The organism is Bacillus sp. NPDC077027 (genome assembly GCF_050269555.1).
Classification (GTDB): Bacteria; Bacillota; Bacilli; order Bacillales; family Bacillaceae; genus Bacillus.
In genome coordinates, this window is sequence record NZ_JBNNIO010000003.1 from 275,483 (window position 1) to 294,649 (window position 19,167).

The 19,167-nt window shown below is 40.0% G+C and carries 26 protein-coding genes, 1 tRNA gene and 2 riboswitches; of the genes, 18 read left to right on the forward strand and 9 right to left on the reverse strand.

What is annotated here, in order from left to right:
- Positions 1-35 precede the first annotated feature (35 nt).
- Positions 36-145, forward strand: a riboswitch (TPP riboswitch).
- An 80-nt stretch (positions 146-225) separates the two neighbouring features.
- The 9 genes from tenA to ACQKEZ_RS11850 all read left to right on the forward strand — a co-directional run bounded on the left by tenA (position 226) and on the right by ACQKEZ_RS11850 (position 7,009).
- The gene (gene tenA, locus ACQKEZ_RS11810) at positions 226-936 is read left to right on the forward strand and encodes a thiaminase II (RefSeq protein WP_427300989.1); all 711 of its coding nucleotides are present in this window, start codon (positions 226-228) and stop codon (positions 934-936) included.
- Positions 911-1,528: a thiazole tautomerase TenI gene (tenI, locus tag ACQKEZ_RS11815; RefSeq protein ID WP_427300991.1), complete on the forward strand. Its 618-nt coding sequence runs from the start codon at positions 911-913 to the stop codon at positions 1,526-1,528. Before tenA ends, tenI begins: the two co-directional genes overlap by 26 nt.
- Positions 1,512-2,624: a glycine oxidase ThiO gene (gene thiO / locus ACQKEZ_RS11820; protein WP_427300992.1), complete on the forward strand. Its 1,113-nt coding sequence runs from the start codon at positions 1,512-1,514 to the stop codon at positions 2,622-2,624. The genes tenI and thiO overlap by 17 nt, the downstream gene beginning before the upstream one ends.
- Positions 2,621-2,824: a sulfur carrier protein ThiS gene (gene thiS / locus ACQKEZ_RS11825; RefSeq protein ID WP_427300993.1), complete on the forward strand. Its 204-nt coding sequence runs from the start codon at positions 2,621-2,623 to the stop codon at positions 2,822-2,824. The genes thiO and thiS overlap by 4 nt, the downstream gene beginning before the upstream one ends.
- A 3-nt stretch (positions 2,825-2,827) precedes the next feature.
- Positions 2,828-3,595: a thiazole synthase gene (locus ACQKEZ_RS11830; protein ID WP_427300994.1), complete on the forward strand. Its 768-nt coding sequence runs from the start codon at positions 2,828-2,830 to the stop codon at positions 3,593-3,595.
- Positions 3,592-4,605, forward strand: coding sequence for a thiazole biosynthesis adenylyltransferase ThiF (locus ACQKEZ_RS11835; protein ID WP_427300996.1), 1,014 nt, complete (start codon positions 3,592-3,594; stop codon positions 4,603-4,605). The genes ACQKEZ_RS11830 and ACQKEZ_RS11835 overlap by 4 nt, the downstream gene beginning before the upstream one ends.
- A gap of 20 nt (positions 4,606-4,625) precedes the next feature.
- Positions 4,626-5,429, forward strand: a complete 804-nt coding sequence (gene thiD, locus ACQKEZ_RS11840; protein ID WP_427300997.1) for a bifunctional hydroxymethylpyrimidine kinase/phosphomethylpyrimidine kinase — start codon at positions 4,626-4,628, stop codon at positions 5,427-5,429.
- Between the two features lie 151 nt (positions 5,430-5,580).
- A complete protein-coding gene (gene fabI, locus ACQKEZ_RS11845) occupies positions 5,581-6,357 on the forward strand; it encodes an enoyl-ACP reductase FabI (RefSeq protein WP_427300999.1) in 777 nt (258 codons plus the stop codon).
- Positions 6,358-6,466: 109 nt separating this feature from the next.
- Positions 6,467-7,009 carry a CotO family spore coat protein gene (locus ACQKEZ_RS11850; protein WP_427301000.1) on the forward strand — a complete coding sequence of 181 codons (543 nt, stop codon included), beginning with the start codon at positions 6,467-6,469 and terminating at the stop codon, positions 7,007-7,009.
- A gap of 42 nt (positions 7,010-7,051) precedes the next feature.
- Here the strand turns inward: ACQKEZ_RS11850 and ACQKEZ_RS11855 are convergent, their stop codons facing one another.
- From ACQKEZ_RS11855 to ACQKEZ_RS11875, 5 genes are all read right to left on the reverse strand, one after another.
- Positions 7,052-7,495 (reverse strand): CotY/CotZ family spore coat protein, encoded by a 444-nt coding sequence (locus ACQKEZ_RS11855; protein WP_427301002.1) that lies wholly within the window; start codon positions 7,493-7,495, stop codon positions 7,052-7,054.
- Between the two features lie 235 nt (positions 7,496-7,730).
- On the reverse strand, positions 7,731-8,222 hold the full coding sequence (locus ACQKEZ_RS11860) for a CotY/CotZ family spore coat protein (protein ID WP_427301003.1): 492 nt from the start codon (positions 8,220-8,222) through the stop codon (positions 7,731-7,733).
- A 135-nt stretch (positions 8,223-8,357) separates the two neighbouring features.
- Complete coding sequence (locus tag ACQKEZ_RS11865) at positions 8,358-8,840, reverse strand: spore coat protein (RefSeq protein WP_427301004.1); 483 nt, start codon at positions 8,838-8,840, stop codon at positions 8,358-8,360.
- 100 nt (positions 8,841-8,940) lie between these two features.
- Positions 8,941-9,276 (reverse strand): spore coat protein, encoded by a 336-nt coding sequence (locus ACQKEZ_RS11870; RefSeq protein ID WP_427301006.1) that lies wholly within the window; start codon positions 9,274-9,276, stop codon positions 8,941-8,943.
- Positions 9,277-9,321: 45 nt separating this feature from the next.
- The gene (locus tag ACQKEZ_RS11875; RefSeq protein WP_427301008.1) at positions 9,322-9,717 is read right to left on the reverse strand and encodes a spore coat protein; all 396 of its coding nucleotides are present in this window, start codon (positions 9,715-9,717) and stop codon (positions 9,322-9,324) included.
- A 157-nt stretch (positions 9,718-9,874) separates the two neighbouring features.
- Between ACQKEZ_RS11875 and ACQKEZ_RS11880 the strand changes: the two genes are divergently transcribed.
- From ACQKEZ_RS11880 to ACQKEZ_RS11900, 5 genes are all read left to right on the forward strand, one after another.
- Positions 9,875-10,225 (forward strand): DUF1360 domain-containing protein, encoded by a 351-nt coding sequence (locus tag ACQKEZ_RS11880; RefSeq protein WP_427301009.1) that lies wholly within the window; start codon positions 9,875-9,877, stop codon positions 10,223-10,225.
- Positions 10,226-10,296: 71 nt separating this feature from the next.
- A complete protein-coding gene (locus ACQKEZ_RS11885) occupies positions 10,297-10,425 on the forward strand; it encodes a hypothetical protein (RefSeq protein ID WP_427301011.1) in 129 nt (42 codons plus the stop codon).
- 85 nt (positions 10,426-10,510) lie between these two features.
- Positions 10,511-10,732: a hypothetical protein gene (locus ACQKEZ_RS11890; protein WP_427301013.1), complete on the forward strand. Its 222-nt coding sequence runs from the start codon at positions 10,511-10,513 to the stop codon at positions 10,730-10,732.
- A gap of 83 nt (positions 10,733-10,815) precedes the next feature.
- Positions 10,816-10,941, forward strand: a complete 126-nt coding sequence (locus ACQKEZ_RS11895) for a YjcZ family sporulation protein (RefSeq protein WP_427301014.1) — start codon at positions 10,816-10,818, stop codon at positions 10,939-10,941.
- A gap of 140 nt (positions 10,942-11,081) precedes the next feature.
- A complete protein-coding gene (locus tag ACQKEZ_RS11900) occupies positions 11,082-11,339 on the forward strand; it encodes a stage VI sporulation protein F (RefSeq protein WP_427301016.1) in 258 nt (85 codons plus the stop codon).
- A gap of 27 nt (positions 11,340-11,366) precedes the next feature.
- On the opposite strand, the gene ACQKEZ_RS11905 is transcribed toward ACQKEZ_RS11900, so the two are convergent.
- Positions 11,367-13,658 carry a UvrD-helicase domain-containing protein gene (locus ACQKEZ_RS11905; protein WP_427301017.1) on the reverse strand — a complete coding sequence of 764 codons (2,292 nt, stop codon included), beginning with the start codon at positions 13,656-13,658 and terminating at the stop codon, positions 11,367-11,369.
- A gap of 127 nt (positions 13,659-13,785) precedes the next feature.
- On the opposite strand from ACQKEZ_RS11905, the gene ACQKEZ_RS11910 reads away from it, so the two are divergent.
- A complete protein-coding gene (locus tag ACQKEZ_RS11910; protein ID WP_427301018.1) occupies positions 13,786-14,043 on the forward strand; it encodes a hypothetical protein in 258 nt (85 codons plus the stop codon).
- Between the two features lie 120 nt (positions 14,044-14,163).
- Here the strand turns inward: ACQKEZ_RS11910 and ACQKEZ_RS11915 are convergent, their stop codons facing one another.
- From ACQKEZ_RS11915 to ACQKEZ_RS11925, 3 genes are read right to left on the reverse strand one after another with little or no spacing between them, the layout of a single operon-like run.
- Positions 14,164-14,598, reverse strand: coding sequence for a GNAT family N-acetyltransferase (locus tag ACQKEZ_RS11915; RefSeq protein ID WP_427301019.1), 435 nt, complete (start codon positions 14,596-14,598; stop codon positions 14,164-14,166).
- 7 nt (positions 14,599-14,605) lie between these two features.
- Positions 14,606-15,121 carry a YjcG family protein gene (locus ACQKEZ_RS11920; protein WP_427301021.1) on the reverse strand — a complete coding sequence of 172 codons (516 nt, stop codon included), beginning with the start codon at positions 15,119-15,121 and terminating at the stop codon, positions 14,606-14,608.
- Positions 15,122-15,173: 52 nt separating this feature from the next.
- Positions 15,174-15,914: an esterase family protein gene (locus ACQKEZ_RS11925; RefSeq protein WP_427301023.1), complete on the reverse strand. Its 741-nt coding sequence runs from the start codon at positions 15,912-15,914 to the stop codon at positions 15,174-15,176.
- 229 nt (positions 15,915-16,143) lie between these two features.
- Positions 16,144-16,263: riboswitch (SAM riboswitch) on the forward strand.
- A 76-nt stretch (positions 16,264-16,339) separates the two neighbouring features.
- Between ACQKEZ_RS11925 and ACQKEZ_RS11930 the strand changes: the two genes are divergently transcribed.
- The 3 genes from ACQKEZ_RS11930 (at position 16,340) to ACQKEZ_RS11940 (ending at position 18,827) form a co-directional block, all read left to right on the forward strand.
- The gene (locus ACQKEZ_RS11930; protein ID WP_427301025.1) at positions 16,340-17,458 is read left to right on the forward strand and encodes a methionine biosynthesis PLP-dependent protein; all 1,119 of its coding nucleotides are present in this window, start codon (positions 16,340-16,342) and stop codon (positions 17,456-17,458) included.
- Positions 17,455-18,636, forward strand: a complete 1,182-nt coding sequence (metC, locus tag ACQKEZ_RS11935) for a cystathionine beta-lyase (RefSeq protein ID WP_427301027.1) — start codon at positions 17,455-17,457, stop codon at positions 18,634-18,636. Before ACQKEZ_RS11930 ends, metC begins: the two co-directional genes overlap by 4 nt.
- A 118-nt stretch (positions 18,637-18,754) precedes the next feature.
- Positions 18,755-18,827: transfer RNA gene (locus ACQKEZ_RS11940), tRNA-Val, on the forward strand.
- Positions 18,828-19,167 lie beyond the last annotated feature (340 nt).

The window sequence follows — 19,167 nt, forward strand, 5'->3', positions numbered from 1 at the left end:
TCATGATTAAGATAGATGTACATAACATCATAAGAATGATCCACTAGGGGAGTCCTTTATAAGGGCTGAGATAAAAGTACTGACTTTTAGACCCTCATCACCTGAACAGGTTCAAACCTGCGTAGGGAAGTGGTGCGGTATTTGAATGTGTTTTCGACAAATTCCAAGCCACTTTCCCATCCGGAAAGTGGCTTTTTTATGTACATTGACAGGAGGAGAAGACAAATGACATTTTCTGAAGAATGTAAACAGGCGGCTTCAACATGGTGGAATGGAAGCTTTGAGCACCCATTTGTGAAAGGAATTGGTGATGGGACGCTTTCACTTGATCGTTTTAAATATTATGTGATGCAAGATTCCTATTATTTAACCCATTTTGCAAAAGTACAATCGTTTGGTGCTGCCATTGTTGAGGATTTACATACAACTGGCAGAATGGCTTCTCATGCGCAAGGGACTTACGAAGCGGAGCTATCCCTTCATCGAAAGTTTACGACATTACTAGAAATTTCTGAGGAAGAGCAGGCAAGCTTTAAGCCTTCGCCCACTGCGTATGCATATACATCTCATATGTATCGTTCTGTGAAAAGTGGACGTTTTGAAGAGATCCTAGCTGCACTTTTGCCTTGTTACTGGCTATATTACGATGTTGGCGAACAACTGAAGAAGACAACACCTGATCATCCAATCTATCAAGAATGGATTTTAACATATGGAGGAGATTGGTTTAAAGAGCTAGTCTTTGAACAAGTCAATCGATTTGATGAACTTGCAGAGCAGGCGACAGAACAAGTTCGAGCAAATATGAAAGAAAATTTTGTGATTTCTAGCTATTATGAATACCACTTTTGGAACATGGCATATGAAAAGGAAAAATGGCAGACAGCTTTATTAGATGGAGTTGATTCAAGTGGAACTCCACGCAATTACAAGTGATACACTTCCAGTCGATCAATTAATCGGTAAAATCAAGGACATTGAACAAGAAGTCGATTTTATTCATATTCGTGAGCGTTCGAAAAAGGCAAAAGAACTTGTCTATCTCATAGAGCAGCTACTAGCGATTGGTGTTACGAAGGAGAAAATCGTCATCAATGACCGAGTGGATGTTGCACTTTTAACAAACATTCATCGTGTTCATTTACCAGGACATAGCTTTTCACCGAAAGAACTAAGACAAAAGTTTCCTCATCTTCATGCAGGTGTGTCTGTTCATTCGTTAGAAGAAGCCTGCCAGGCTGAAAAGGAAGGGGCGGAATATGTGATATTTGGTCATGTGTATGATACATCATGTAAACCAAACCTAAAGCCTAGAGGGATTCAAGTTCTATCTGAAATGGTGTCAACTTTATCAATTCCAGTCCTAGCGATTGGTGGGATGACTCCTGAGCGAGTGAGTGAGCTGAAAGCGGTTGGAGTAAGTGGTATTGCTGTCATGTCAGGCTTATTTGGGCAAACCAATTCAAAAGCTGCAGCGCATGCATTCTCAAAAAAGCTAAAGGAGCATCCTTATGAAAAAGCATTATGATACAGCCGTTATTGGTGGCGGTATTATAGGAATGTCGATTGCTTACCACCTTGTAAAAGCAGGAAAAAGTGTGCTTGTTATAGAGGCAAACGAAATTGGGAAAAGTACAACAAGTGCTGCGGCAGGGATGCTCGGTGCTCATGCCGAAGGGGAAGGAAGACAGGATATATTCTTTGAGGTTGGTAGAGCAAGTCAAGCATCCTATGAACGGTTAAACATTGATTTAAAAAAGGAATCAGGTATTGATATTCGTAGATCAGATGGTGGAATTGCCAAGCTTGCATTCAGTGAAAAAGAAAAAGAAATGCTTTGTCGTATGAAGCATTTGACCTCATTTAAATGGCTAAATGTGCGTGCAACAAAGCAGCTCATGCCACAAGTGTCTGACGATATTGTTGGTGCTGGACTGATTGAGGATGATGTTCATGTTGAACCGTATTCAGTTTGTCGCGGCTTTTATCAGGCTGCCGTGCACTATGGAGTAGATGTATTAGAGCATACGACTGTATTAGAGGTAAAGCGTGAAAGAGATCGGCTTACAGTGAAAACATCTCAAGAAACTTACACATGTGATCAATTATCCATTGCAAGTGGCGTATGGACAGGACGTTTTTTTGAAGAGCTCGGATTATCTCATTCTCTATATCCAGTAAAAGGAGAATGTGTGTCGGTGTGGAACGATGGACCAAAGCTTGACCACACGTTATATCATGATCACTGCTATATCGTTCAAAGAGATAGCGGTAGACTGGTTATTGGCGCCACCATGAAGCCACATGATTGGAGTACATCTCCTACTCTTGGCGGAATAGAAGCCGTTATCCAAAAAGCGGCTCAACTGATGCCGACGATTAAACAGATGAAAGTTGACCGTTTTTGGGCAGGGCTGAGACCCGCTACTCATGACGGACATCCGTACATTGGGAAGCATCCAGGTGATGAGCGGATTATTTTTGCAGCCGGTCATTATCGAAATGGCATTTTGCTCGCTCCTATCACAGGAGAAATCGTTCGGGACTTGATCCTTGGACGGCAGGTGAAAAAGGAATGGATTGATGCATTTCGCATTGATCGTAAGGAGGCATCACTCGTATGAAAATACAATTGAATGGTCGCATGATTGATTTTGAACAGGAAAATGGGACAATCTATGACCTTCTTGCAACTTATAAGTTAGAGGATCGGGTGGTCATCGTTGAAAAAAACCACGAGATAATTGATAAGCAAGCCTTTCGAGCAACAGAAATAAAGCCGAATGACATCATTGAAATTGTTCATTTTGTTGGAGGAGGATGAAACATGTTACACATCGGAGAGAAATCATTTACTTCAAGACTGTTACTTGGAACTGGGAAATATCCGTCATTTGATATTCAAAAGGAAGCAGTAGCAGTGTCGGAAGCGGAGATTTTGACATTCGCTGTAAGACGTATGAATATTTTTGAGGAATCACAGCCGAACTTTTTAGAACAGCTTGATCTGTCAAAATATACGTTGCTTCCAAATACAGCTGGAGCAAGTACCGCTGAGGAAGCAGTACGCATTGCCCGTTTAGCAAAAGCATCTGGCCTTTGCGATATGATCAAAGTAGAGGTTATTGGTTGTTCACGGTCCTTGCTCCCTGACCCAGTGGAAACGTTGAAAGCATCAGAAATGCTACTTGAAGAAGGGTTTATCGTCCTGCCATACACTTCAGATGATGTGGTATTAGCTAGAAGATTAGAAGAGCTTGGTGTTCACGCCATTATGCCGGGAGCATCTCCTATTGGATCAGGTCAAGGATTATTAAATCCACTGAATCTCTCATTTATTATTGAACAGTCAAAAGTCCCAGTCATCATTGATGCGGGGGTAGGTTCACCGAAGGATGCGGCATTTGCGATGGAATTAGGGGCAGACGCAGTGCTTTTAAATACAGCCGTATCAGGAGCAGCCGATCCAGTGAAGATGGCACAGGCAATGAAGCTAGCCATTGAAGCAGGAAGGCTTGGCTTTGAGTCAGGGCGTATTCCTGTGAAAAATTATGGAACCACAAGCAGTCCAGTGGAAGGAATGCCTGCATTTTGAGTACACGCTACTCAAGACAAGAGCTCTTTGCTCCGATTGGAAAAGAAGGTCAGAAACGCCTTTTGTCTGCACAAGCAGTTATTATTGGAGCTGGAGCGCTTGGAACAGCAAGTGCTGAAATGCTTGTGCGTGCTGGAGTAGGCTCTGTGATCATTGCGGACAGGGACTATATTGAATGGAGCAACCTTCAGCGCCAGCAGTTGTATACAGAGCAGGATGTGATGGATAAGCTTCCAAAGGCGGTTGCAGCTGAAGCAAGATTAAAGCAAGTAAATAGTCAGATTGATATAAAAGGAATTGTCATGGATGTGACGGCTCAAAACGTAGAGGAGCTCATCAAAAATGCCTCCATCGTCATTGATGCAGCCGATAATTTTGAGGTTCGAATGATTGGAAACGATGCGGCATTGAAAAAAAACATTCCCTTTTTTTATGGTGCATGTGTCGCGAGTTACGGCATTAGCTTTTCCGTCCTGCCGGGTCAAACGCCGTGCCTGCATTGCTTACTTGAGCATTTACCAGCACAAGGGATGACTTGTGATACTGCTGGAATCATTAGTCCTGTTGTACAGCAGGTCGCTTCATATCAAGTTGCAGATGCACTCAAATGGTTAACTGGGCATGAAGTGACCCCTATTTTAAGGTCATTCGATTTATGGACAAATGAACGGTCAGACATTAGGGCTGTTTCTTCTTTAAAAAAAGAACAATGTCCAAGCTGTGGCTTAAAGACATATCCATTCCTTTCATTTGATCAGCAAGCAAAAGCGGATGTTTTGTGTGGTCGCAACACTGTGCAGATTCGGAGCGCATTGCAAACACCACCTAGTTTAAAAAAGGTCGCAAAGCAACTCAAAGAGGCAGGGATGGATGTTCTTGAAAATCCGTATCTTCTTTCTTGTCAACATGATGAGGTGAAGCTTGTTTTATTTAAGGATGGTAGAGCATTGGTGCATGGAACAAATGATATCGTCAGAGCCCGAACGATCTATCATAAGTGGATTGGGTAGGAACGAAAGGATGTGATGAGATGACAATTCATAAAGCGTTAACTATAGCAGGTTCAGATTCGGGTGGCGGTGCTGGCATTCAGGCAGATTTGAAAACCTTTCAAGAGCTCGGTGTTTTTGGCATGTCAGCCATTACAGCGATTACTGCTCAGAACACACTTGGGGTTCATGGAATTTACCCATTAACAGTTGAGGCATTGACAGCTCAAATTGATGCAGTAGTGGATGACTTACCTCCTGATGCTGTGAAAACAGGCATGTTATGGAGTGCGGAAATGATTGAAGCAGTCGCCGAAAAAACGGCACAACATCGCTTGAAAATCATCGTAGATCCAGTAATGATTGCAAAAGGCGGTGCTTCTTTACTGAATGAAGATGCAATGCTTGCTATGAAAAAATTCTTACTTCCGCTCAGTTATGTGGTAACACCCAATTTACCAGAAGCTGAAGCGCTAACTGGTATGTCCATAGGTTCACAGGATGATCGGAAAAAAGCAGCTGAAATTCTTCATCAACTTGGTGTACAGCATGTGGTCATCAAAGGAGGGCATGATCCGAAAAACGGTTTAATTACAGATTTACTGTTTGATGGGAATGTGTTCATCGAGGTGACAAATGAACACATTAAAACGAAGCATACACATGGAACAGGCTGTACGTTTGCTGCGGCACTCACTGCGGAAATAGCGAAGGGCATTCATATGAGAGAAGCGTTTGAGACAGCAGAAACCTTTGTACATGAAGCCATTAAAAATCATTTGAATATTGGCGGAGGTCATGGTCCAACCAATCATTTTGCCTATCAACAAAATCGGAGAACGTAAATCAAAGCTGCCCCGTCTTTAGGCGAGGTAGTTTTTTCTATGTCAAAAGAAACTTTATTTCAAGGAAAAGTGTCAATAACTCGACTTATGTGATAATATTATGATCAGGTACTAATACTATGTCTTTAAAAAATAGGAGGCTTTAATACATATGAAATTTTCTTTAGAAGGCCGCAATATTGTTGTAATGGGCGTTGCCAATAAGCGTAGCATTGCTTGGGGGATTGCTCGTTCGCTTCACGAAGCGGGTGCACGTTTAATCTTTACTTATGTAGGAGACCGCCTTGCTGAATCTGTAAAAGAACTTGCAGGTACATTAGAGCGTGATGATTCAATCATCCTTCCATGTGATGTGACAAGTGATGAAGAAATCGAAAAATGCTTTGCAACGATTAAAGAAAAAGTACAAGTCATTCACGGTGTGGCACATGCGATCGCCTTTGCAAATAAAGAGGAGCTTGTCGGTGAATACTTAAATACGAATCGTGAAGGTTTCCTTTTAGCACATAATATTAGCGCATACTCTTTGACAGCTGTAGCCAAAGTAGCCCGTCCTTTAATGACAGAGGGTGGAAGCATAGTGACCTTGACTTACTTAGGCGGGGAACGTGTTGTATCTAACTACAATGTTATGGGTGTAGCGAAAGCGTCACTTGAAGCAAGCGTCAAATATTTAGCTGCTGATTTAGGAGCGGAAGGAATTCGTGTGAACAGCATTTCTGCTGGGCCAATTCGTACATTGTCTGCAAAGGGAATTAGCGGATTTAATACCATTTTAAAGGATATTGAAGATCGCGCACCTCTTCGTCGTACAACAACGCCAGAAGAAGTTGGTGACACTGCTTTATTCTTATTCAGTGATCTATCAAGAGGCATGACTGGTGAAAACCTGCATGTTGATTCCGGCTTCCATATCATTGCTCGATAAAGAACATTTTCAGCATATCTGTAAAAGGATATGCTGTTTTTTTATTTTTCTTCTGATTTGATTCATGCTGTCATATATATAAGGAATGAATCATTCGGGAGGGATCAGCATGCCAAAGAAAGATGATGAGAATCAAAAACCGCTCATGTACATTGTTCAGCCAAGCTATGAAGATACACAGCCGGCCATGCAAAATATTGTGAGAAAACGAAAGAAATCTGAGAAAACCTCCAGTCATTCTCCAAGCAACGGAGTAGGCGCTGAGGCAATGAAAGAAGAACCTGCTTCTCAAGTTGTAGATGAGCATAAACAGCAAGAGACTTCACCTCAATTAAGCAACCAACCGGACGTTGAGCGAAAAATAGAGAAATATCCAGAAGCTGTATTAAATGCAAAAAAAGAAGAGCCAAATAGAAAAAGAGTGAAAAAACCATTAAGTCAGATGACGATTGAAGAGAAGGTCGATTTTTTAACACGATTACCACTTAATATGCCAAGGGCTCTTTGTCTTATTGAAGCTGAAGAGAAAACATATCGCGGGATTGTAGTAGAAAGAAAAGAAGGTATAGTGATCGTTCGAACAACAGGTGGAGGAAATCCAGTTGAGCTTCCAATCGAAACCATCACCTCGATTCATCCGCTTGGATTCTAATAGCAGTCACATAAAAAAAGTCCCAAGGCGGGACTTTTTTTATTAGCAGTTGCGGTTGAGGAGTCGTGGGTTTAAGCACTCGATCGCACAGAAGCAATGGAGATCGACTTCAATGCAATACTTTGATTTCTCTAAACGGAACACATCACAGACAGTATCTTTATCTGTAAAATCTAAAATATGACGATCTTTGTCAAATGCAATAAGCAAGCTGAGTGTTGCGCAGTGATCAGAGATATGTTCGACTCTGAAAAATGCAGTGCTGAAGCAAGGACCTTCATCTACTTCTCCGACATTGCCAAATGCGACGAATGGTTTTGATTTTGAAGTGAATAAGACAAACGGGACAGTATCACCTAATGAGTGTGAAGGAGAAAGGAGATTGCTGTAACAACTTGTTGGGCATTCTTCTTCAACAGCATTTTGCAAGTCGTTAATATTTTCAACAGCCTCTGCTACACAGTTCCATGAATGTTTGCGGCTCATATTCAACCCTCCTATACAAGGAATTTTGTCTGACTTGAGCACTGTGATCATCTTATAGATGTTATCCTGGTTCAATTAGGGGAGAGAGGTAAATGTCGATATTAGCCTCTTCCTTTTGAAATCAATATGGAGCTAGCCACTTCGGAAGAAGGCTGCTCCAAATGATCTCATTGTCATCAGCTAGGAAGGGAATGCTCTTTTGCTAATGACGACTCAGGTCAACATGTGATCGGGTTTAGCCGTGGTGATGATGTTTTTTATCTTTTTTTGGCAGTACTCTGTCTACAAGTTCTGGATTCAAACATTGAATAGCACAGAAGCAGTTCAAATCAACTTCAATACAAAAATCTGTTTTTTCTAAACCGAAGAAGTCTGGGTCACAAGGGTGACATACACTTAGCGTATGTCCATGTACATCAACAGGTCTTAGTACAGATAAGGTTGCACAGCAGTCAGTTAATTTTTCAACCCGGAAGAAAATAGATTCAAAGCACTGGCAATCATCTACAAATCCTCCGATGTTTCCGAATGTGGAAAACAATCCGCCTTTCTTATCAAAAAGTAAAAACGGAATTGTATCTTTTCCAGAAACTGTTGGGCTTAATAAATTGCTGTAGCAGCTAGTTGGACATTTATCTTCTACAGCTTCCTGCTCTGCTAAAATCTTATCAACCGCATCGCATACACAGTTTTCATCATATCGGCCATGGTGTTTTCCGCAGCTCATGGATTTCAGCTCCTTTAACAAGGTATTTGACTTTAGTCCTTAACAACATATGTATGCGCCCTCTAGTTGGTGTGGGTAAATGTCTATTATTTTCGATAAAAGGAAAAGCAGAGCTTTTGGCTCTGCTTTTAGAGATTAGAGGATACCGATTGCAATAATTAAAGCAGCTAGAATTTGTATTAATGTTTGAACAGCAACAGTGACATCTGCATCAATCGTGGAAACTTTTACATCTCTAGAATTTTCGATCACCAGTTTTTGACGATTTGCTTGCTTAGTGGCTGTTAATTGAACAAGATCTTGTGCAACTTGGTCAGCTAGGTCACCATCAGCGATGGAAATGTTGACAATTGCTACTAATGCAAGTTGGATGGCTGTTTGTACAGAAACGGCTACTTGAGCATCGATAGAAGTTATATCAATATCACAAGAATCTCTTACAATAATCACTTCTTCGGATACTTGTTTTGTCAATGAAATTTGGTCGCCTGCTTGGAGAATATTTTCATCTTCGTCACAGTAATCATTACAAACTGAGTGTCTTTCGTAATGACCGTACTCGCTTTGGTGATGAGAGTTGCGATCAAGGGCTACCCAAGAATAAGGTTTGGATTCCATATTTTTTCCTCCTTCCGTTTACTTTATTAAATGCGTACATCTCATGTTTTGTCTGAGGCAGATAACCTGAGGCAAACTCCCATTTTTCAGTTTGGGTAGTTCATTGTCCTTCTTTTCTCTGTTGAATACGGTCTCTAAGTGAACCGTTCCGTCTTATACGTCTCGTTTTTGTATCTGCTTCTGGTTTGACATCTTCTGTCATTGCGGTTTCTTCTAAGCGTTTTTTTTCTTTTTGTTCTTCAACGAAATCATTGGCTTTTTTTTGCACATCTTCAACCAACTTTAATATCATCTCTTTTTGTTCTTCTGTCAGCTTTCGTTTTTTATCATCAGTGACGTTGTATTTGGTCATAATGTCATTGACAAGTAAGTTTGTCAGCGGGTCTACGTTTGTATCAATCTTAAATTTTGGATTTCTTTCATTTTCTTCAGTCATATCATCTCACCTCTTTTGGCAAATAAGTTTTAGAAAAAGAAAGGGTTAAAGAATGTCAGTTGCAACTAGTAACGTATTAAGTGCTTGGAATAAGAGTTGGACAGAGCTGAGTATGGATGTATGAGATAGTGTTATGGTGATGTTATGACAATGAATGATTTGGATCACTGTGTTTTTTTGAACAACAGATTGGTGAAAAGAGAATAATTGTTGTAAGATCTCATCAGCCACTTCATCAGCTGTGAAAGCGAATTGAATCAAAAGAGTAATGATTGTCGTAACAGACGCTTGAAGGGAGAGTGCAGCTGTTATATCTGATTTGTTAATGATGATGTTTTCTGAATCCTTAATTTCGATGTAAGCATCATAGTTACTGATTAATTCGTTGAGCAATTGTGTATATAATAGATCGGCACTTTCTTCAATAGACAATACTTTCACTCCTTTCTTAATCTATACATTATTTAATGCAGCTATGGCGCAGGACGGAATCATAAAATGCGAAAAATACAACCCAATTTTATTTTCTTCCCTTTTATCATGCTTGCTTCGGTTTCGGCATATAAGTAAATGTACGGGAAGCGGGGAGGTGCATGTGATGAGCGGCTTTCTTTCTTTTATTGTATTTTCACTCGCGGCATTTAGGCTGACGAGACTCATTGTGTTTGATACGATCACTGCCCCTTTTCGGCGAAACTTTCATGAAGAGCATGAAGAAACCAATGCACAAGGTGAAATAGAAACGTATATCGTTATAAAGGGAAAGGGTCTGAGAGCGTGGATAGGTGAATTAATTAGCTGTTATTGGTGCACAGGTGTATGGTGTACCGCCGCTTTAATCGGAATTTACATACTTTCCCCAAGCGTCAGCATGTGGCTTAATTTACTGTTAGCCATTGCGGCAGCAGCGGGTATCATTGAAGCAGTTGTGTCGAAGCTTGTGAAATAAACAGGCATTCTGATCAGACACACATTAAAAATGAGCATATACTAACAAAGAAAAGGAAAGGAAGGGTTGCGATGAAACCGAATGAAACGCCGGCTCATTTGCTCCAAGGTTATCCAGCGCAGTCAAATCAACAATCAATTTATACGAAGAAAATCAAAAAATCTGGCTGCGGATGCGGGAAGAAAAAGAAAATTCAATAGAAGGATAACAAAAGCCGGATTGATCCGGTTTTTTTGTTGCCCTTTTTCCCATCTTTGCATATGAAAAAGAGAAGGGGTGACCAAAATGGATGCATTCGAACAATTAATCGGTTCTTTATTTAGCCAGCCTCATGATGAAAATGAACAAGGGCATGAGAAGAAAGAAAAGGAAATAACAGAAAAAGCAAAAGACCTTGAACAATACTTAAAAGATTTCGGTGAAAAAATGGATGTATTTGCTAAAGAGACAGAAGATACTTTTAGTAAATATGGGGATGTAGCTTATCTTTTTAAACAACCGAAATAAATTTCCGCACTTTTTAAGGTGATCGTCCAAACAAAAAAGGATTTTTTTCATATTTTGTAATTGAGTAGAGGAGGTGCTTAAATATGAGTTGTTGCGGTTACGGTGGCGGCTACGGCGGCGGTTACGGCGGTGGATATGGTTCAACATTTGTTCTTGTCGTCGTGTTGTTCATTCTTCTAATCATTGTTGGTGCTTCTTTCTTCAACTAATCAGGCAAGAAGTGAGGGGAGCAATGGGATAATGACCCTTGCTTTCCTTTCTATTTGGTCAAAAGTGGCTTTAGGATAGGCACATATCCCGCCTATTTTCATATAGTAAGGTGATTACTCCACAAAAAGGAGGCAAATGAATGGATAATAAATTTTTTAAAAGCGTAGAAAACAAAACAGGTGTCAATATGAATGACGTGTTTAAATTAGCTGGATCATTGCAAAACGCTAACTTTAAAGATGAAGCAACTGTTCGTGGTGTGATTAAAAAAGTGGCGCAGATGGCGAATAAACGCGTACCAAAAGAGCTAGAAGATAAAATTGTTCAGTCGATTACTAGCGGAAAAGAGAAGCTTGACTTTAATACAATTTCGAAAATGATGAACAATAAAAAATAAACAGTAGGCTCTCCATTTAAGGAGGGCCTACTGTTTTATGTGCACCTCTTCACGCTTTTGAGCAAGAACAGGATACAAAAACCTTGAACGATGTGCTGTTTTCCCTCTTCGAAAGGATGGAATGGACAAGTAAAGTGATTCCTCGGCTCTTGTCATTGCCACATAGAGCAGGCGTCGTTCTTCTTCAATTGCTTCTTCATTTCCGTTTCTCAGTTCATCAAGTGCAAAGTCATGTGGGAGAGCACCATCTACGGCACAGGTAATATAGACTGTTTTAAATTCAAGCCCCTTAGCTCGGTGCATCGTCATGAGTTGTACACCTGAATGATCCGTTTTTTCCTTTTCTGCTGATTTCATATGATCAGCGTGTGCTAGGAATTCCTCGATTGTTTCAAAGCGTTTAGCGGCTGTTTTCACATCACGCACATCATCTGCCCCTTTTTCAAGGATGCTCAAATCATTTCCACGCTTTTTTAAATAATCACCAAGACCCAATTTTTGTTCAATAAATGAAATGGCTTCAGTTGGCTTTAGTTTCCGAAGTGTTTGAAATAGAGGTGCAATGGATCTTAATTTCTTTTGTTGAAAAGGTTTAATGTCTGTCAGTTTCGCAAGTGCTTCAACCATAGAACAGTCTTCTGTAATGGTCAAAGCTTTTAATGTGTTGAGTGCCTGCTGTTTTAAAAAGAAGACAGGCAATAATAGCTTCATCGCCGTGACATCATCTTCATTCTGGCTCAGTGAAAGAAATGCAAGAATCATCCGGACAATCCTACGACTGTAGAAAGATTTCACGCCAGTATCTGCCTGATAAGGGATGGCTGATTGATGTAGTCGCTCATAAATAGCTCTACCGCCAGTATTTGTACGAAACAAAACACAAAAATCATTCGGATTTGCACCATTTGCAATTTTATCTTGAATATCTGATACAATCATTGTCGCTTCCTCTTCTTCATCATGTGGATAAAAGAGGATGGGACTTGTTTGTTCAATTCGAACGGCTCGTAATGTTTTTTTGAAACGATGTTGGTTTTTTTGAATAATTGCATCAGCACTAGCGACAATTGTATGATGAGAACGATAGTTGGCATGGAGATGGACAATTTTTGCTGATGGATAATCCTTTGGAAAATCAAGAATAAATGATGGATTACTCCCTCTAAACGCATAAATCGCTTGATCATCATCACCGACACAGAAGAGCTGCTTAGATTCAGCAGCTAAAAGCTGGATAATCCGATATTGGACAGGATTAATGTCTTGAAATTCATCAACTAAGATATATTGAAACCTGTCTTGATAGCTTTTTAAGAGTGCGGGTTTTGCCATTAGCATATGTAGACAGGAGATGGCCATATCGTCAAAATCAAATTGGTTATTTTCTTGCTTTTGACGCTCATAATGCCGATAAATTGACCACATCTGTTTTTCTTTTGTATCTTCTAAATCTGGTGTTTCATTCGGTAAAAAAGCATTTTTCCAATAACCAATGAGCTGAAGAATCTGATCCATCGGGTATTCCTTTTCATCAAGTCCTTCCTCAATTAAAGCTTTTCGAATGTACTGTTCCTTTTGCCAATCGAACTTGATTAATTGTTGTCCGTGCCATCTCTTTGAATTGTCATGTAGTAGCATTTTATAAAAAAGACTATGGAAGGTTCCGGTGATGACTTGACTTGCTTGTGATGGTTTTAGCCCATATTGGGTTCTTAATCGTTCTTTCATCTCAGCACTTGCTTTTGTTGTAAACGTCACAAGTAAAATGTGATGAGCAGGAATGTTTTGCCCCGAGATCATATACGCGGCTCTCGCAGTAAGAACGCGTGTTTTGCCGCTTCCGGCACCTGCTAACACAAGCATTGGTCCATCTGTATGTGTGACTGCCTCTAACTGAGGTGTACTGAATGACACGTGTGTAAAGGGTTCGATTGAATGTGTTTGTTCCGCTAGCGCACGAAATTCTTCATTTGTTTTAATAGGCTTCGGCATTTGCCATTCTTGCACTTGATTTGATTGTGTAATGATTTGCTTTCCTGTAGGAAAACGAAATCCTCCATGTTCTTGATAAGAAGGTGTTTGTTCCTTTTGTAAGCTTTCGGCATGTTCACAAGCCTTCTCACATTCATCATTTAGATGTGATGCTTGTTTGTGAACGAAGGCAGGAGCTTCATGAATCGTTAATCTGAAAAATATGGGGTTTCCGCAATGTGGACAAAATAAATGTCCTTTTTTCCCTTCCTCATGAAGGAATTGATAGTGTTCTCTCGAATATGTATGTAATGAAATCGTTCGATCATTGAGTCGTGCGCATTTCAAAGCTAGTCCTCCAGTATATGTGAAAATCGAAAAAAGAAACAAAACTAATCATATCAAATGTATCGTGTTTCAAACAGTCTTTATTAGGGAATAATAGAATATAAGAGTAGCGAAGGAGGCGTTCTTGATGGGATATATAGCACCGATTCAGCCGGATCTGTATTTTCAATATATGAATCGTCCTGCTCCTCAGGATAAAGAAGATTATGCAAAAGTGACAAAGGTCGCGCGCACTTTTCATGACAAAGTATATCAAGAGATAGAGAAAAAAGAAGACTTTCTCACAGAAGCAGAAACAAAAGTGCAACAAAAAAAGAGAGAACGTTTTGTGAGAGACATGTTTATGGAGGAAGGCAAAGGATTAAACATTAATGTGTATGTTTAAATGGATACGCTTTCTAAAAACCCTTCGTGATTGAAGGGTTTTTCTCATTAAAAAAAGATCAGTATATCATCTGACATACTGATCTTTTTTTAAAAGGAAACATGGTAGAATAACTGTATATTAAGCGGAAAGAGGCTTTGACATTTTAACGTGTAGAATGTCTGCTTCTTCAAATGGCTCTGAAATCACTCGATAGCCTTTTTTTTCATAGAAGGGCAAAGCTTGAACCTGAGCATGCATAATGGCTTCTTTTGCCCCGTTTTTAAGCGCTTCTTCTTCTAGTGCTTCCAAAAGCTTGTACCCAAGCCCGAATGAACGAGCTTCTTTCAACACGCAAATCCGTTCAAGTTTCGCTTTTTGAGCGTCGAGGATTCGCAACCTTGCAGCCGCTTGTGGTGCATGATCGTCATTGTATATGACAATATGAGTAGCGACATCTTCTAATTCATCAATTTCTATTTCAATAGGCACTTGCTGTTCTTTAACAAAAACTTCTTTTCTAACATGATATGCATCTTCTAGTTGTTGTTTTGTTCTTACAATGACTGTCTCCAAACTGTGATTAAACCCCTTCTCCTAATAGAAATGTTTCGTATACTGTCCAAGAACCGTTTTCCAATTGATATAAAAGGTGAAATCGATCAACGGTTTCTTCGTGATCAATACTTCTTAGTTTTAATGAACCTAGTACATCAGAAAGTTCATCATCTGATAATTTTTGAGCCACAGTCACATGTGGTACAAAAGCATATTCTGGTGTACCGTCTATAGGATCAGCATAAAGCCTTTCATTGAGGGCAGTTAATTCCTCATTTTGTTCTACTTTCATATAAATAACATTGTTTACAGGAGCGAATGAACTGAATTTTTTAATTCTTAGTGTGATAGGAGATGCATGCTTTGCATACTCACGCAGTGTTGTCACAACCTCAGCTGCTTCATGATCCGTTAATTCAAACGGTGTTCTGAGTGTCAGGTGAGGCGGGATCAGTGCGTAGTTCGGATCATAACGTTTCCGATAAGAGTTCGCAATATCTTGCAATTTTTTTGATGGAAATAAAACAACTCCGTATTTCATAGTTTTCCCTCCTGATAAAGAAAATGTGTGCTACAAGTTATTATAACAAAATTCAGTCGATTAACGAATGGGGCAAAATTCTTTTTAGCGAAGGAGAGATGAGCGGCTGCCAATACGTCCATTTATGATCTCCTTCAAATGTTTCAAATATATAATCAGCACCTGATGTTTCAAGTAATTCTTTGAGCTTTTGATTTGGCTCGATAAAATCAAGTATTTGTCCATCTGTTGTTTTAACGGCAGTTTCTTGTAAGCCGATCTGGTGAATGATCGCATAATGAGTCAGTGTACTTGCTTCTTTTACGGCTTGAAGGACTGCGTGATCAACATACGGAGACTGAAGGACAAGACCCCCAAATAAATAAGGATAGTCAATTGCTGTCATAAGCGAAATCGTTGCGCCCAATGAATCACCAATGAATGTGCGACCCGCTCCAATTTGATAGGTTGGAAAATGGTCGTCAATATATGGAACAAGTTCATTTGCCAAGAATCGTTTATAGGCTTCGAATTTACTCCCTTCAGGGTGGTACGTATTTCTTCTTTCTGTGACGTTTTTATATGGAATTCCAATAATGATGGAACGTTCCATTTTTTTGTTTTGCATCAATTCCTCTGCTTGTCTGCCGATTTTTCCTAATCGAAAGTAATCATGTCCATCTTGTGCAATAATGACATGATATTTATACAAGGGTGAATAATTGACTGGTAAATAGATGAGTACAGTCATATCTTCCCCAAGTTCAGTTGAATGTAACATTTCTTCTTGTATCATTCCTGTTTTCTTCACCACAATCCATTCCTCCAACTATCCAAGTTAAAACATGTGAAGCGTTTCCATCCATTGTATCATGAAAAACGAGGATCTTTCTATTTGAAACGTACAATCCAATGGCAGTCATCTCGCCCTTTTTAAAAATGCAGAAAATTTAAATAATCGTCTGGAAAAGCACCGATTTACCCTTGAAAAATGTTGTTGTATGCGTTACAGTATTAAGAATTAGAACAAACTTACAAAAACATTCTTATCGTGAGAGGTGGAGGGACTGGCCCTTTGAAACCTCAGCAACCGGTATGCACCGCCGTGCGGTGTACCAAGGTGCTAAATCCAGCAAGCATTTTTTTTGCTTGGAAGATAAGAAGAAGCGACTAAAACCCTTCTTCTTATGAAGAAGGGTTTTCTGTTTTTAAAAGATTTTTACATTAGGATGGTGTCAAATGACGGAACATGTAGAAACGAAATTAGCTCAAATTGGAAACCGTAGTGAAGTAGTAACTGGAACTGTGAATCCGCCCGTTTATTTTTCGACTGCATATAGACATAGAGGAATTGGAGAATCAACAGGTTTTGATTACATTCGAACGAAAAATCCGACAAGACAGCTTGTAGAAGATGCCATAGCGACGCTCGAAGAAGGCACAGCTGGTTTTGCCTTTAGCTCTGGAATGGCAGCAATTCAAACCATTATGGCTCTTTTTCAAAGCGGAGATGAATTAATTGTATCGTCTGATTTATATGGCGGTACATATCGCCTATTTGAAAACGAATGGAAAAAATACGGCCTTCGTTTCCTTTACGATGATTTTACAGACGAAGCCTGTTTCCGCTCAAAAATAAATAAAGAGACCAAAGCCATCTTTATTGAAACGCCAACAAACCCACTTATGCAAGAAGCAGATATTCAAAAAGTCGCTACAATTGCAAAAGAATACGGCATTCTTGTTATTGTAGATAATACGTTCTACACACCCGTCTTGCAAAAGCCGATCACACTTGGTGCCGACATTGTCATTCATAGTGCGACCAAGTATTTAGGAGGTCACAACGATGTTCTCTCTGGACTAGTGGTGACAAAGGGAGAAGAATTATCGGAAGCTATGTTTCAACATCAAAATGCAATCGGTGCCGTTTTATCCCCATTTGATTCTTGGCTACTTATGAGAGGGATGAAAACACTTGCACTGAGAATGCGGCAACATGAAGCAAATGCGAAGGAGCTTGCCGTATTTTTAAAGGATCAGCCAGAAATTCAAGATGTTCTTTATCCTAAAAAAGGCGGAATGTTATCGTTCAGGTTGGCGAAGGAAGAATGGGTTAATCCATTCTTAAAGCAATTGCAAACGATCTGTTTTGCAGAAAGCCTTGGCGGGGTTGAAAGCTTCATTACCTATCCAGCAACACAAACCCACATGGACATTCCAGAAGAAATTCGGATTGCAAATGGTGTCTGTAATAAATTACTACGTTTTTCTGTAGGAATTGAACACGTTGAAGATTTAAAAAAGGATCTCAAACAGGCATTATCACAAGTGCAAGAGGAGGCGAAAGTAAAATGACAAAGCACGAATGGACGTTAGAAACACAGCTCGTACACAATCCGTTTAAAACAGATGGCACAACAGGAGCCGTGAGCGTGCCAATTCAACATGCATCGACATTTCATCAAAGTGACTTTGACGATTTTGGCAAATATGATTATTCTAGATCGGGCACACCAACAAGACAGGCACTAGAGGACACGATCGCCTCTCTTGAAGGAGGAACAAGAGGCTTCGCATTTGCTTCAGGCATGGCAGCTATTTCAACGGCTTTTCTCTTACTGTCTCAAGGTGATCATGTGTTAATCACAAAAGATGTATATGGCGGTACATTTCGGATGATTACAGAGGTGCTCAGCCGATTTGGGATTGAACATACCTTTGTCGATATGACGAATTTGAATGAAGTGGAAAAAAGCATTCAGTCTAATACAAAGGTCATTTACATGGAAACACCATCAAACCCTACGCTCGGTATAACGGATATTAAAGGTGTCGTGAAACTAGCAAAAAAACATGACTGTTTAACGTTCTTAGACAATACGTTCTTAACACCTGCACTTCAACGTCCGCTCGATCTTGGGGTAGATATTGTTCTACACAGTGCAACAAAATTTCTAAGCGGCCATAGTGATGTCCTTTCTGGACTTGCGGTTGTCAAAGATGAAACGCTTGGAAATGAATTATACAAATTACAAAATTCATTTGGAGCTGTGCTAGGTGTGCAGGATTGCTGGCTTGTCCTACGCGGATTAAAAACACTCCAAGTTCGTTTAGACAAAGCAAGTCAAACCGCACTAGAACTAGCACATTTCTTAAAAGAGCACCCTGCTGTGAAAAAAGTGTATTACCCTGGATTAGAAGATCACCCAGGTGCACATATTCAAAGAGAGCAGGCAAACGGTGCAGGCGCGGTCCTATCATTTGAACTAGAACACCAAGAAGCAGTGAAACAACTGGTCGATCAAGTCACATTGCCTGTTTTTGCAGTGAGCCTTGGTGCAGTTGAATCCATTCTATCCTACCCTGCAAAAATGTCACACGCCGCCATGCCAAAAGAAGAAAGAGCAAAGCGCGGCATCACAGATGGCTTACTACGCTTAAGCGTCGGTGTCGAAAATGCAGAAGACTTAAAGCGTGACTTCAAACAAGCACTAGACCAACTGGAGCCCGCACTTGTCAGTGAATCCATCTAGCAAAGAAGCCGGCAAAATCGTCGGCTTCTTTTTTATATGAAAAGTATTGACGACTGTGCAGTTAATTTATATAATAGAAGATGTCAGTAAGAGAAAGCCCAGCACTGATACATAACAAGATTCCGTAGCTCAGCTGGGAGAGCGCTACCTTGACAGGGTAGAGGTCGCTGGTTCGAGCCCAGTCGGAATCATATAAAAAGACGTTGATACAGAGCCATTCTTGAGATAATCGAGAGTGGCTTTTGTATTTCTAAAAACAAAAAGGTAACATAAGCAAATTAAAAACCACACTGAAAAAATACAGTGTGGTCAATTTAAGATGCCATCCATTTGATCAGCTATCTGTTGGCTTGTTGAAGGTAGTACATGAGCATATGTTTGAAGTGTTACTTTTTTATTTCTATGTCCTCACCTTTCGCTAACTGCTTTGACAGGTGCGCCAATTAACAATAAAATCGTTGCACATGTGTGTCTTAGATCATGGAATCGTATTTTGGAAACGCTTGTTTCCTATATTGCAGGGTTCATTAT